The sequence below is a fragment of the Rhizobium sp. BK112 genome, from assembly GCF_014193215.1.
GTDB classification, from domain to species: domain Bacteria; phylum Pseudomonadota; class Alphaproteobacteria; order Rhizobiales; family Rhizobiaceae; genus Rhizobium; species Rhizobium anhuiense.
Genome location: NZ_JACHYZ010000012.1, coordinates 64537 through 78588, shown reverse-complemented (window position 1 = coordinate 78588; position 14052 = coordinate 64537). Strand labels below are relative to the sequence as shown.

11 protein-coding genes are annotated in these 14052 nt (G+C 62.6%); 10 read left to right on the top strand and 1 reads right to left on the bottom strand.

Annotated features, from left to right (window positions below):
* Positions 1 to 242: 242 nt before the first annotated feature.
* The 5 genes from FHT75_RS27795 to FHT75_RS27775 are packed head-to-tail and all read left to right on the top strand — an operon-like array spanning position 243 to position 4946.
* The gene (locus FHT75_RS27795) at positions 243 to 746 is read left to right on the top strand and encodes a flavin reductase family protein (protein ID WP_047619736.1); all 504 of its coding nucleotides are present in this window, start codon (positions 243 to 245) and stop codon (positions 744 to 746) included.
* Between the two features lie 19 nt (positions 747 to 765).
* Positions 766 to 1992 (top strand): acyl-CoA dehydrogenase family protein, encoded by a 1227-nt coding sequence (locus FHT75_RS27790; protein WP_052213517.1) that lies wholly within the window; start codon positions 766 to 768, stop codon positions 1990 to 1992.
* A gap of 23 nt (positions 1993 to 2015) precedes the next feature.
* A complete protein-coding gene (gene tsdA / locus FHT75_RS27785) occupies positions 2016 to 2990 on the top strand; it encodes a gamma-resorcylate decarboxylase (protein WP_047619739.1) in 975 nt (324 codons plus the stop codon).
* Between the two features lie 11 nt (positions 2991 to 3001).
* The gene (locus FHT75_RS27780) at positions 3002 to 3889 is read left to right on the top strand and encodes an intradiol ring-cleavage dioxygenase (protein ID WP_047619783.1); all 888 of its coding nucleotides are present in this window, start codon (positions 3002 to 3004) and stop codon (positions 3887 to 3889) included.
* Position 3890: 1 nt separating this feature from the next.
* On the top strand, positions 3891 to 4946 hold the full coding sequence (locus tag FHT75_RS27775) for a maleylacetate reductase (protein ID WP_048338505.1): 1056 nt from the start codon (positions 3891 to 3893) through the stop codon (positions 4944 to 4946).
* Between the two features lie 133 nt (positions 4947 to 5079).
* Here FHT75_RS27775 and FHT75_RS27770 read toward each other — a convergent pair whose 3' ends face one another.
* Positions 5080 to 8055 carry an NAD(P)-dependent oxidoreductase gene (locus FHT75_RS27770; RefSeq protein ID WP_047619743.1) on the bottom strand — a complete coding sequence of 992 codons (2976 nt, stop codon included), beginning with the start codon at positions 8053 to 8055 and terminating at the stop codon, positions 5080 to 5082.
* Positions 8056 to 8390: 335 nt separating this feature from the next.
* On the opposite strand from FHT75_RS27770, the gene paoA reads away from it, so the two are divergent.
* From paoA to FHT75_RS27745, 5 genes are read left to right on the top strand one after another with little or no spacing between them, the layout of a single operon-like run.
* Complete coding sequence (gene paoA, locus FHT75_RS27765) at positions 8391 to 9038, top strand: aldehyde dehydrogenase iron-sulfur subunit PaoA (RefSeq protein WP_088930320.1); 648 nt, start codon at positions 8391 to 8393, stop codon at positions 9036 to 9038.
* A complete protein-coding gene (locus tag FHT75_RS27760; protein WP_183845296.1) occupies positions 9035 to 9985 on the top strand; it encodes an FAD binding domain-containing protein in 951 nt (316 codons plus the stop codon). Before paoA ends, FHT75_RS27760 begins: the two co-directional genes overlap by 4 nt.
* 3 nt (positions 9986 to 9988) lie before the next feature.
* Positions 9989 to 12187, top strand: a complete 2199-nt coding sequence (gene paoC / locus FHT75_RS27755) for an aldehyde oxidoreductase molybdenum-binding subunit PaoC (RefSeq protein WP_063473678.1) — start codon at positions 9989 to 9991, stop codon at positions 12185 to 12187.
* 55 nt (positions 12188 to 12242) lie between these two features.
* Positions 12243 to 13172 carry an XdhC family protein gene (locus tag FHT75_RS27750; protein WP_063473677.1) on the top strand — a complete coding sequence of 310 codons (930 nt, stop codon included), beginning with the start codon at positions 12243 to 12245 and terminating at the stop codon, positions 13170 to 13172.
* Positions 13165 to 13779 (top strand): NTP transferase domain-containing protein, encoded by a 615-nt coding sequence (locus FHT75_RS27745; protein ID WP_063473676.1) that lies wholly within the window; start codon positions 13165 to 13167, stop codon positions 13777 to 13779. The genes FHT75_RS27750 and FHT75_RS27745 overlap by 8 nt, the downstream gene beginning before the upstream one ends.
* Positions 13780 to 14052: the final 273 nt, after the last annotated feature.

Here is a 14052-nt window from a genome sequence, read left to right as displayed (position 1 = left end):
ACGGCGCGCTAGGCACGCTGCCCGATAATCCTCTCCCACCCGATGCGTAAGACAATAGAATATTGCAAATGCAAATATTGCAATAGAAAATATGGTGCGATCAAAATTATCTTCGGCAGGCGGTGGGAACGCATCTGCAGGTTATCCAATCGCAGCTCTCGTCATCACGAACGGAAAATTATTTGCGTTGACAATAATTGCAAATGCAAATAATTGATGGAAATCGGAATGGGAGAGAGATCATGCAGATTTTATCCGATGGAGTGGTCGGCGCGAATTTTCGTGCCGCAATGCGCAAATTTCCAGCGACAGTGACCGTGATCACGGCGGTGAAGGACGGTGTCGACCATGGCATGACGGTCACGGCGGTCACCTCCGTTTCCATGGATCCGCCCTCGCTTGTGGTCTGTCTCAACAACAGGACCCTGCTGCACGAAATGCTGCTTTGTCAGCCGGATTTCGCGGTGAATGTCCTCAGTCACGCGCAGCGGCCGCTGTCTGAGGCATTCGCCGGCAAAGTCGAGCCGCATGCGCGCTTCGGACTGGCGAACTGGCGGCGGCACGAAGCCGGAATGCAGCTCCTCGACGGCGCCAACGCCAATGTCGTCTGCCGCCGCATGGCTGCCGTGCCCTATGGCACTCACACACTTTTCATCGGGCAGGTCGTTCACGCGACCGTCGACCCCAACACCATACCGCTCATCTACGAGGACGCCCGCTACTGCGTCTCGCAGCCGGCGGCTTGATCCCGCCAAGGAGGAGAATATGAAGCTTGAGATCATCGAAGGCGGTGCCGATAATATCGCACGCCCCATTCGCGGCGCTGTACTGAAGGACCGCATCCTGCCGCTCCTGCCGGCCTTCAAGGACCGTGCGCAGGCAACCGAAAAGGCACGCCGGGTACCGGCGGAAAACATCGCAGCTCTTCGCGCTGCCGGTTATTTCGATGCGGTCAAGCCGGCCGCTTATGGTGGCGCGCCCGGGCCTTTCGCCGATCTCGTCGACGCCAATCTCGAACTGGCCTCGGCCTGTGCCTCGACCGGCTGGGTCGCGGGTCTTCTTGCAGCCCATCAATGGCTGCTCGCAATGTTTCCGAAGGCCGCGCAGGATGACGTCTGGGGCAAAAATCCGGATGCGCTTCTCTGCGGCTCCTATGCGCCCGCCTCCTTGGCCGAGGCCACCGAAGACGGTTATCGGCTGAACGGCCGCTGGGCTTTTGCCAGCGGCTGCGAGAATGCCGACTGGTCGCTCTGCGCCGCCGTCCTGCCCGCTGAAGGTGCCAGCAAGCCGGTTCCGGCCTTCCTGCTGGTGCCTGCGACGCAGTATGAAATCGAAGACACATGGGATGTCGCGGGACTGGCGGGCACCGGCTCCAAGACCCTCATTCTCGCCAATGTCGTTGTGCCGAAGCATCGCGTGCTCACTTTCCCGGAGGCCACCAGCGGCCGGACGCCGGGCGCCGGCCTCTATGCCGACAAGGGCCTTTTCAACATGCCGCTTCTCACCGGCATTCCGTCCTGCCTCGCTTCCGCCGCTGTCGGCGCCGCGAAAGGCGCGTTGGAAAGCTATGTCGCATCAACAGGTAGCCGTGTGACCCGGGGGGCGGTCGCGGGCGGCAACAGCCGCATGGCAGAATTTGCGACAATCCAGCTCAGGGTGGCGGATGCCGCTGCCAGTGTCGACGCAGCCCGCGAGATCCTGCTCCGGGATGTGGCGCGCGCCGAGGAGCTGGCGGGTTCAGGACGAGAATTCACCATCGAGGACAGATTGCTCAGCCGGCGCGGCCAGTCCTTTGCCGTCACCCTGGCGCTCCGGGCCGTCGAAGCCCTGAACGCTTCCACCGGCGGACTTGGCCTCAACATGGACAATCCGGTTCAGCGCGCCTGGCGCGACGCCAACGCCGTCGGCCGTCATATCAGCATGAACTGGGACGCCGTCGGCACGATGGTCGGCCAGCACATGCTCGGCCTCGAGCCCAAGGGTCAATATTAAAACGAGAAAGTTGGAGGAGAAACATGCAAGGCAAGATCGCGCTCGAAGAGCATTTCGCCATTCCCGAGACGCTGATGGATTCGGCGGGTTTCGTCCCGGGAGACTACTGGACAGAGCTTCAGTCCCGATTGCTCGACATTCAGGACAAACGACTGAAGCTGATGGATGCGCACGGGATCGAGACCATGATCCTGTCGCTCAACGCACCGGCCGTCCAGGCAATCGCCGAAACCGGACGGGCCATAGATATTGCCCGCCGCGCCAACGATGCGCTGGCCGAAGAATGCGCCAAACGTCCCGACCGCTTTCGCGCCTTTGCGGCCCTGCCGCTCCAGGATCCCGAGGCCGCCGCACGGGAGCTGGAACGGTGCGTGAAGGACATGGGCTTCGTCGGAGCCCTGGTCAACGGCTTCAGCCAGCGCGCCGATACCAATGCGCTGCTCTATTACGACCTGCCGCAATATCGCGGCTTCTGGGCGACGGTCGCCGCGCTCGATGTGCCCTTCTATCTGCACCCGCGCAATCCGCTGGCTGAGGACAGCCGCATCTATGAGGGCCACCCCTGGCTGATGGGGCCGACCTGGGCCTTCGCCCAGGAGACGGCGGTCCACGCGTTGCGCCTCATGGGATCGGGACTTTTCGACGAACACCCGAACCTCCGTATCATCCTCGGCCATATGGGCGAAGGTCTGCCCTACATGATGTGGCGCATCGACAATCGTAACGCCTGGGTCAAGGTGCCGCCGAAATATCCGGCCAAACGCCGCATCGCCGACTATTTCAACGAGAATTTCTACATCACGACTTCAGGCAATTTCCGCACCCAGACGCTGATCGATGCCATGCTGGAAATCGGCGCCGACCGGATCCTGTTTTCGACCGATTGGCCGTTCGAGAATATCGATCATGCCGCCGATTGGTTCGACACCACGACGATTGCGGAGGCGGACAGGGTGAAAATCGGCCGGACAAATGCCAAACTGCTCTTCGGCATTTGATGGAGGGTGAGATGGCTGCGACGAAGTACCCGCTTTTCACCGAAGAAAACTCGGTCGAGGCCGTCAATGCGCGCATGGGCGGGGATATCGATCCCCGCCTGCGTGAGATCATGTCGGTTCTCGTGCGGCATCTCCATGCTGCAGTGAAAGAGATCGAGCCGACTCATGAGGAATGGCTGACGGCGATCGACTTTCTCACCAGAACTGGCCAGATGTGCAATGAATGGCGGCAGGAATACATTCTGCTCTCAGATGTGCTGGGTGTTTCGATGCTGGTCGATGCGATCAACCATCGCCGGCCTTCCGGCGCGACGGAAAACACCATTCTCGGTCCGTTCTACGTGCCGGAAGCACCGCGTTATGCACGGGGAGCGAATATCTGCCTCGACGGCAAGGGCGAGCCGCTCGTGGTCGGCGGCTTCGTCAGGGATACCGCTGGCAATCCGATCGAGCACGCATTGATCGACGTCTGGCAGACCAATGACGACGGCTTCTATGACGTCCAGCAAAAGGGCACGCAGCCGGACTGGAACCTGCGTGGTGTCTTCACGACGGACGGCGAGGGCAGCTATCGGTTCCGCTCCGTCAAGCCGCGCTATTATCCCATCCCCGACGACGGGCCGGTGGGCAAGCTTCTGGGCCGCCTGGGCCGGCATCCGAACCGCGCGGCGCATATCCATTTCATCGTCAGCGCCGAGGGGTATGATCCCGTTGTCACCCATATCTTCCCCCCTGATTGCCAATATCTGGATCAGGATGCGGTGTTCGGAGTGAAGGAGAGTCTCATCGCCGATTTCCGGACGCAGCAGGAGGACGCCGTGGGCGAGGACGAGGGCCTCAAGGCGCCTTATTGGCAGGTGGACTGGGATTTCGTGCTGACAAAAAGGGCTGAGATCTGAGATGGAGGACTTCGTCTATACCGGATTGGCAACGCGCGTGATTTTCGGCACCGGCACGCTCAAACAGCTTGCCGATGAGGCCAAGCGGCTCGGCATGTCCCGGCCGCTGGTCCTCTCCACGCCGCATCAGGTGAGCGAAGCGGAAAGAGTGGCGGGCCTGATCGGACCCCAGGCCGCGGTCTTTTCCGGCGCCGTCATGCATACTCCCGTCGAGGTGACGATGGAGGCGATGAAGGTCGCTGCGGAAGCCGGCGCCGACGGCGTGATCGCGATTGGCGGCGGCTCGACCACCGGTCTTTCCAAAGCGATCGCGCTTCGCACGGATTTGCCGCAGCTCATCGTGCCCACGACCTATGCAGGGTCGGAAATGACACCCATTCTCGGACAGACCGAAAATGGCAGCAAGACAACGCTTCGGGACAATCGCGTGCTGCCGGAAACGGTGATCTATGATGTCTCGCTGACATTGGGGCTGCCAGTGGGTCTATCTGCGGTCAGCGGCCTCAACGCGATCGCGCATGCGGTTGAAGCGCTCTATGCTCGCGACCGCAATCCGGTGACCGATCTGATGGCAGAGGACGGGATCCGCGCCCTGGCGCGGGCATTGCCGCGTATCGGCCGCGATGGCCTGGATGTGGAGGCCCGCTCGGATGCTCTCTACGGCGCATGGCTCTGCGGCATCAGCCTGGGTTGCGTCGGCATGGCGCTCCATCACAAGCTTTGCCACACGCTGGGCGGCATGTTCGACCTGCCGCATGCCGAAACCCACAGCGTGATCCTGCCTTACGTGATGCGGTATAATATGCAGGCCGCTCCCGATGCGGCCCAGAAGGTCGCGCGGGCACTCCGAGCGGACAATGCCGCAACCGGGCTTCGCAACCTCGCACAGGAGATCGGGGCACCCCTGTCACTTGCGCAGATCGGAATGCCGGCCGAAGGCATAGGGACGGCGGCCATCGAGGCAACTTCCAATCCCTATTGGAACCCGGCGCCCGTCACCGAACCGGCCATTCGCGCGCTGTTGACGGACGCATTCGACGGCGTTTGGCCCGACTGACTGTTTTCGGGCTGCGCGATAGCTGTCGATCCTCAAATGTGGAGCGTCAAAGGACCGAAATCATGCCGCCATGGCAACACGGCGGCATCAGAGCGACATCAAAGACCGGCGGCGCTGGTTGGCCGCCAGCAAGTTAGTCCTCCGCCGGACCGTAGAGCCCGAGTTGGTCGAGCAGCGCCCGCTGCCGGTCGGCGCTTTCGACGAGCAGGGCGGTGTAGCGATCGATGAGCCGGCTGCGATGGCAGGGATCCGAAACGGCCGAGAGCCCGCCCAGGATCGCCGCGACCTTCATCGAGGTCTGCTGCAACTCGTTGAGGATCTCCGTCTTGCCGCCGGCCTCCGCGACTGCCTGCTTCGTTACCCGGCCGATGCCTGCCGGCGTGCGGCTGCCGGCCGACACGTAACCCTCCGGCAGGTCGCCCTTGAGATTGGTGACCGATTTGAAGCGGATGACGTCGAAGATCTGGTCGACCGCCTGCTTGGCGCCGTTCACCCGTGAGGGATGGTCGGTGTCGGCGGCGGCGTGCGGCAGCAGTTCCAGCTTGCCCTTATGGCGCTCTTCGAGTGGCAGGTAAGGAAGTATCGGCCCGCTGAGCTTGCCGGTCGCGGCGTCCTTGAAGAGGTCGGCGTCGATCGCCGCATGAGCAATCTTGCCCGACGACAGGGCCTCGTCGAGCGCGGCGACATCGACGACCTCGCCCCGATCGTAGTTGACCAGCACCGCGCCATCCTTCATAGCGCCGAGCACCTTCGCATCGACAGTGCCGGCGTTGGAATAGACGCCGGTTGACCCGTCCAGGCGGCCGAGACCGATATGGACGGAGAGTATGTCGGCGCCGCTCGCCGCTTCAACCGGAGTCTTGGCGTAGTCGAAGCCTTCCGCCTCAATCCAGCGCTGGTGATGCTGGCGGGCGTAGATCGCCACCTTCATGCCGAAAGCCTTGGCGAGCTTGGCGACTTCGCGGCCGATATTGCCATAGCCGAGAATGGCGATTTTCCGGCCTTCGAGCTTGGCGGTCGGAAAATCCTTGAGCTGGCGGCCTGTATCGAAGTCGCCCCCGGCGACCATCCGATGCAGCCTGTCGACCGGCAGATCGGGCACGACCTTCAGGATCGCCTTGATCGCCATCTGAGCGGTCGCCCGGCTGTTGATGCCCGGCGTATTCATCAGCGGCGCGTTGCCGCCCTCGCCATTGCCGCCACCCCAGGAGGCCGAGCCCATATTGCCGGTGCCTGCACCGATGCGCACGCCGCCGAGCGGAAATACGGAGGCTTTTGGGATGAAGGTCGCGGCTGCGATCAGCGCGTCGTACTGGCCCCTGTCGGTTTGCGGCAGGATCTCTGCCTCCGTGCTCAGGTTTGGCTGATAGAAGAAATGGACGCGGCCCTTCTCGAGCGTCGATCGGTCGCCCAGCGCCCCGAGGTGGAAGACGCCACCCTTTTCCTCGATATATGCCTTGATCTCGCTGTGATCCGGCTGCCCCCCGGCGTCGAAGCGCAGGCCGACCAGGTCGGCGATCAGCACGGTATAGGCGCGCGCCGGATCCTCCTTGCGGGCCGCTGCACCAGCGCCGGCAGGCGCCTCGAACGTGACGCCCTCCTTCGCCAATTCCTCTTCGAGAACGACGATCTTGGCGCGCAGATAGGCGTATTGCAGATTCTCCAGCAGTGCGACGACATCTTCCGGCTCGCGGATGCCGCCAACCCAGGCGCGGTAGTCGCCGGGTGTACCCGGGAAAGCATTGACGTAGCGGGCCGCGTCGAGGCCGGGCTCGTATTCGCCGTTCGGATGGGTCATGCCCTCATAGCCGAGCAGTTGTTTCGATCGCGCGATGATGCGGGCATGGATGTCGGCATCGGCGATGCCGTCATCCTCGACCTTCAGAAGCGTCACCGCCGCGCCGCGGCGCTCGGCATCGGTGACGGTTAGCGACAGAAGCGGATGCGACTTGACCCAGTCGTCGATCACGTTGCGATTGGCGGCAGAGCGGCGATTGAGCTCGACGACGGAGCCGACCCGGGCCTCCGACTGCAACAGGCCGAAGGTGGTCTCGGCAAAAGCGAGCGCGCTGTAGGTGTTGATGACGCCGCCGAGCATGCGGTCTTCGGCAGCATCGTAGAACGGCCCTGCATCGACGGAGCGCTTCGCCGAAAACGGCCGCCTCGGATCGATCGGCGGTGCGATCTTCAACTGGCGTGGGATCGCCCAGGCCGGATCCTGCTGGTTCTTCTCGATCAATGCCAAAGCATGCGGCGTGAAGGAGGCGACGAAATAGCCGGAAACCCCGCCGATCGCCTTCTGGAAGGGCATGAACAGGCAGCACTTCGCCATGACGGCGCTGACCAGTTCGGGCTCCCACGGCATGGCGCCGAGCATCGAGGTGGCATCGAACACCGCATGGCGATTTGCCGGATCGCCGTCGAGCCAGTTCAAAAGTTCGCGGATCTCACGGCTGGTATAGGCATTGGCGCCGGTCGTTTCGTGACCGACGCCGACGAAGATCGAAACGCCTAGGGCTGACAGCTCCGCTGCCGTCGGGATCACGCCTTCGGAGGCGGCAAAATGAATGCGGCTCTCGCAGCCCTTTTCGGCGAAGCGCTGCATCTCGATCAACTGCGTGGCCCAAGACTGGCGGAAGAAACCGGCGGCCCTGGAGGGATCGCTCTCTGGCCGCGGCGTATCGACATAGACATGCTGGGTCGCGTCGTTGGCGTTCATCAGATGCTGGATGCAGACCGTATAGCCGCTGTGGCCGCCGCCGAGTCCCACTGCCATGCGGTTCGTCTTCGGAAAGCCGAAATAGCGATGGATCGCCCGCATCATGTCGGTCAGGATTTTGTCTGCGGGATAGCCGCGATGCATGCTCCGGGAAATCTCGGCGGTCGTAAAGCCGCCGATGTCGTTACCCCTGTCATCGAACTTGCGATAGGTCTTCTCGATCCACGCGTCGAAGGCCGCGCTCCGAAGACGGCTGTCCACTTCGTCGGTGGTCGCATCCGTGATCGGACCGACGCCGAAGAACGGGTTGGAAGGCCGCTTCGGTGCGCCCGATCCGGTCAATTCGAGCGCCTTCAGTCGCTGTTCCTGCATCTGCGCGATATTCATCATTGTTTGCCTATCTGTGCTTGAGGCGGGGCATGGTGCCGATAATGAAGCGAACGCCTGGGAAAGATGATGGCATATGCGTCGAACAGCAGGCGGAATGCGTCATCCATACGCCTGCGTGACGTAATGCGACGAATAAGGGCGAGGGCATGGTCGGTAACCCCGCAAATCACATTCGAAGCTGATTTGAAGATAATGGACTGGGCTTTGGGTGACTATGGCTCACGCATTCATGAACCAGATTGATAACCGTATGCAACGGAAAGGGCCTAATCAAAGGACGGAGTTGCACTACCTCTGCTGACGGCGTCGACCCGCGCCTATGTCCAACGAGCAAGGTGGAACAGTTCATGCCAAGCCAGACACAACTGGAACTTTCCCGTCGAGATTTGCTTATCTCGTCGGCCGCAACGGTCGCGGTCACCGGAGCCGTCACTCCCGCGGCGGCACAGTCCCCAGGAAATGAAATGGCGCATACATCGAAAGTTTCCTTCACGGTCAACGGCGAAAGACGTGATCTTGAGGTCGACAACAGAACTTCGCTGCTCGATGCGCTGCGCGAGCACCTGCATCTCACAGGCACGAAAAAGGGATGCGATCACGGTCAATGCGGCGCCTGCACCGTCATGGTCGACGGCCACCGGATCAACTCCTGTCTGACGTTGGCGGTCATGCACGAAGGCGATCGGATCACTACCATCGAAGGTCTCGGCCAACCCGGAAATCTTCATCCGATGCAGGTTGCGTTCGTGAAGCATGACGGGTTTCAGTGCGGCTACTGCACGCCAGGACAGATCTGTTCCTCCGTGGCGGTGCTCGAGGAGATCAAGGCCAACATACCAAGCCACGTCACCGGCGACCTTACGGCACAGGCGGTCGTCACTCCCGTCGAGATCCGCGAACGCATGAGCGGCAATATCTGTCGATGCGGCGCCTACTCCAACATTCTCGATGCCATTTCGGAAGTCGCGGGGATAAAAGCATGAGAGCCTTCACCTATGAACGCGCCTCGTCGGTCGAGGCCGCGGCCAAGGCGGTCGCCTCCAATGCCGAAACAAAATTCATCGCCGGCGGCACCAACCTCCTCGACCTGATGAAGCTCGAGATCGAGACACCGACGCATCTGATCGACATCAACGGTCTCGGCCTCGACAGGATCGAATCCACCCCTGAGGGCGGGCTGCGCATCGGAGCCTTGGTCCGCAACACCGACCTTGCCGCCCATGAGACCGTTCGCCGTGACTATGGCTTGCTCTCCAGGGCGCTCGTTGCGGGCGCCTCCGGGCAGTTGCGCAACAAGGCGACGACGGCCGGCAACCTCCTGCAGCGCACGCGCTGTCCCTATTTTTATGACCCGAACCAGCCGTGCAACAAGCGGCAGCCGGGCAGCGGCTGTTCCGCTATCGGCGGTTTCAGCCGTCAGCATGCGGTGGTCGGCGTGAGCGAGAGCTGTATCGCCACGCATCCGAGCGACATGGCCATCGCGATGCGGGCGCTCGATGCCGTCATCGAGACGGTAAAGGCGGACGGCAGCCGCCGCTCGGTACCTATTGCCGACTTTCATCGGCTGCCCGGCGACACGCCTGATATCGAGACTGTTCTCGAGCGTGGCGAATTCATCACCGCGGTCCTGCTGCCGCCGCCGATCGGCGGCAAGCACATCTATCGCAAGGTCCGCGACCGCGCCTCCTATGCCTTCGCGCTGGTCTCGGTCGGCGCCGTTATCCAGTCGGACGGCACAGGACGCATCGCCGTCGGTGGCGTCGCTCACAAGCCGTGGCGCATCAAGGCAGCTGAAGCTGAATTGCCGAAAGGTGCGCGGGCGGCGGCGGGCGTTCTTCTTGCCGATGCCCATCCTACAGAACAGAACCGTTTCAAGGTCGACCTGGTCGAGCGCACGCTCGGCGCGGTCATCGCCGAAGCAAGGGGGTGAGCCATGCAGTTCGACACACCAGCGACAACCAACCCGATCGACAATCTGAAGGTCGTCGGCCAGCCGATCCACCGCATCGACGGTCAGCTCAAGACGACCGGCCGGGCGATGTACGCCTATGAGTGGCATGACCCGAACATGCGCTACGCCTATGGCTATCCCGTCGGCTCCGCCATCGCCAAGGGCCGCATCACGTCGATGGATGTCTCCGCCGCCAAGAGGTCTCCCGGGGTGCTTGCTGTCGTGACGACGCTCGACATCGGCGAGCGGAAGAAGGGCAAGTTCAACACCGCCAAGCTTTTCGGCGGCGACGAGGTTCAGCACTATCACCAGGCAATCGCGGTCGTCGTCGCCGAAACCTTCGAACAGGCGCGCGCCGCAGCCGCGCTGGTCAAGGTCGACTATGCCGAGGAAAAGGGTGTATTCGACCTCGGTGAGGCAAAGGTCTCAGCGGTCAAGCCGGATGAATCGCAGCAGCCCGATACCGCGACCGGCGATTTCGAGACTGCCTTCAGCGCAGCTCCCGTCACTCTGGACGAGACTTACACCACGCCCGACCAATCGCATGCGATGATGGAGCCGCATGCATCGATCGCCGCCTGGAACGGCGATGAGGTGACGGTCTGGACATCAAGCCAGATGATCGATTGGTGGCGGTCCGATCTTGCAACGACACTCGACATCGACAAGGAGAAGATCCACCTGATGTCGCCCTTCATCGGCGGCGGCTTCGGTGGCAAGCTGTTTCTGCGGGCGGATGCCGTGCTTGCCGTTGTCGGCGCGCGTGCGATTGGACGCCCCGTCAAGGTTGCCTTGCCGCGCCCGTTCATGATGAACAACACGACCCACCGGCCGGCGACGATCCAGCGAATTCGCATTGGAACCGAGCGTGACGGCAAGATAACCGCCATTGCCCACGAAAGCTGGTCCGGGGACCTTCCCGGCGGAGGCCTGGAGACCGCCGTCAACCAGACCCGTCTTCTCTACGCCGGCGCGAACCGGATGACGGCGATGCGGCTGGCGACGCTTCACCTCCCCGAGGGCAACGCCATGCGCGCTCCCGGCGAGGCGCCGGGACTGATGGCGCTCGAAATCGCCATCGACGAGATTGCCGAAAAAGTTGGTATGGATCCTGTTCAGTTCCGGATCGTCAACGACACGCAGATCGATCCCGAGAAACCGCAGCGGCCTTTTTCCCAGCGCAATCTCATCGGCTGTCTCAGGCTCGGTGCGGAGCGGTTTGGTTGGAGTGAACGGGGAAGGCCGGGTTCCAAACGGGACGGCAACTGGCTGGTCGGCATGGGTGTTGCCGCTGCCTTCCGCAACAACCTCGTGCTTCCCTCCGGCGCTCGGGTAAAGCTCGACCGGGAAGGCGTCGTGACGGTTGAAACCGACATGACCGACATCGGGACGGGCAGCTATACGATCATCGCGCAGACGGCCGCCGAAATGATGGGGGTTACGATCGACAAGGTCGCTGTCCAATTGGGCGACTCGCGTTTTCCTGTTTCGGCGGGCTCCGGCGGACAGTTCGGCGCCAATTCTTCCACCTCGGGCGTCTACGCAGCCTGTGTCAAGCTGCGTGAGGCCGTCGCCAAAAAGCTCGGCTTCAACTCAGGAGACATCGTCTTCGAGAATGGAGAGGTCCGCTCGGGCGATCGTTCAGTGCCTCTTGCCGAGGCCACCGGTCCAGATGGTCTTGTCGGCGAGGACACGATCACATGGGGCGATCTCACCGACACGCATCAGCAATCGACGTTCGGAGCGCATTTCGTGGAGGTTGGCGTCGACATCGCCACCGGTGAAAGCCGCATTCGCAGGATGCTCGCAGTCTGCGCGGCGGGCCGCATCCTCAACCCGATCACCGCCCGCAGCCAGGTCATCGGCGCAATGACGATGGGGGCCGGCGGAGCGCTCTCCGAGGAACTCGTGGTCGATACCCGTCGCGGCTTCTTCGTCAACCACGATCTCGCCAGCTACGAAGTGGCGGTGCATGCCGATATTCCGCACCAGGAGGTGATCTTCATGGACGAGACCGATCCGATGTCGTCGCCGATGAAAGCCAAGGGCGTCGGCGAGCTTGGCCTTTGCGGCGTCGCGGCAGCGATCGCCAACGCCGTCTACAACGCGACCGGCGTGAGGGTCCGGCATTATCCGCTCACGCTCGACAAGCTGATCGGCGGCCTGCCGGACGTGGCCTGATGATTTCGACGGCGGTCTCGAAGTGGGCTCGCCGTCGCTTCCTGTAGGATTGTCCATGAATCAGATAATCGCGCCGATAATGGCGCCAATTCCCGTCAGAGCCTCGTCCAGCGACGATCCTGCGGAACTGCTTCGCTTCGCAATAGACGCCCATGGTGTTGGTGCGGCAGTACTCGCCACCCTGGTCGAAATCCGGGGCGGGGCCGCGCGCGCGCTCGGCGCGCATGTGGCGGTTGCCGCAGACGGGCGCTTCTGCGGCTATGTCTCCGGCGGATGCGTCGAAGCCGCAGTCGCTTCCGAAGCGCTTCTGGCAATGGCGGAAGGACACGACCGCACGGTGAAGTTCGGCGAAGGCTCGCCCTTCTTCGACATCGTCCTTCCTTGCGGCGGAGGAATCTCCGTTGCGATCCATGTTCTAAGGGAAGTGGGCGCTTTGCAGCATGTTCTGGATCGTCTTCGACGAAGGCAGGCCGCCGGCCTTGTATATTCGCCGGCGCGGCAGACGATCGAACCGGTCGGCCCACCGCCACGGGCATGCTGGCTTGGGCGAGAATTCGTGGGCGTCTATCGTCCGCGCACCCGCGTCGTTCTTTCCGGGCAGACGATCGACGCACAGGCCGTCGCGCGACTGGCCGAGGCTTCCAGCTACGACGTAATCGTCCGGGAGCAGGGCGAGAAGGGCAGGGTCGCAGCCGACACCATCGATCCTTTCACGGCCGTTGTACTCCTGCATCATGACCTCGACGCCGAAGCCGCCATTCTCGAGACCGCGCTTGCCTCGCCCGGCTTCTACATCGGCGCGCTCGGGAGCACCCGGACGCATCGCCGGCGCATCGAGCGGCTGACGGCCATGGCTTTCGCAGAGGACGACATCCGCCGTATCAAAGCGCCGATCGGACTGTTCGGCCCGACACGGGATGCAACGTCGCTGGCGCTATCGGTGCTGGCGGATATCGCTGCGGCAAGACTGGTGGCTTTTGCTTAAGGCGTCGGTGGCGATCGTCATTCTCGCCGCCGGCCGGGCAAGCCGGATGGGCGAGGGCGGAAAACACAAGCTGCTGGCCGAGTTCGACGGCGTTTCGCTCGTGCGGCGGACAGCATTGACCGCGTTCGGGTCGGACGCAGCCTCTGTCGTCGTTGTCACGGGCCATCGCCGGCGCGAGATCGAGGCCGCGCTCGCTGGGATTGATCTCACTCTCGTCGATAATCCCGATTATGCGGATGGCATGGCGAGCTCGCTCGTCGCGGGGGTGTCATCAAGGCACGCTCACAGTGCCGACGGCATTCTCGTCATGCTGGCCGATATGCCCGGCATTTCGACCGCCCACCTCGATGCCTTGATTGTCGCCTTTCGCAATGCGGGCGGCCAAGCCGTCGTGCGCGCCGTCTCGCGCGGCAAGCCCGGCAATCCTGTCATTCTGCCGCGTTCTCTCCATCCCGCGATCCTGCGACTTGAAGGCGACGTCGGTGCGCGCGGTATCATCGCCACGTCAGGCCTGCCCGTGCTCGATGTCGAAGTTGGCGACGCAGCTTGCCTCGACGTCGACACGCCGGACGATATCGGGGCTGCCGGCGGCACGATAAAGAACTAAAGCGCGGGGATCTGCTCCGGGCAGCTGAACGGCGCGGCTGTGGCCAGGCCTGCCGACTTTACCGCAGCGAGTGTCGTCCGACAGTCGAGCCGAAGGCAATCTCGCGGATCGATCCGACGTGGGACTATCTGCGCAATAGCGCGACCAGCGATATCGGCATCTCAACCGCGAAAAAATCCATCACCGCACCGATAATCACAGCCCACACGACGATCAGGAAAATGAGCGCTGCGATCCTGATTTCTACTGGTTGCACTATTCGTTCCGCCCCAG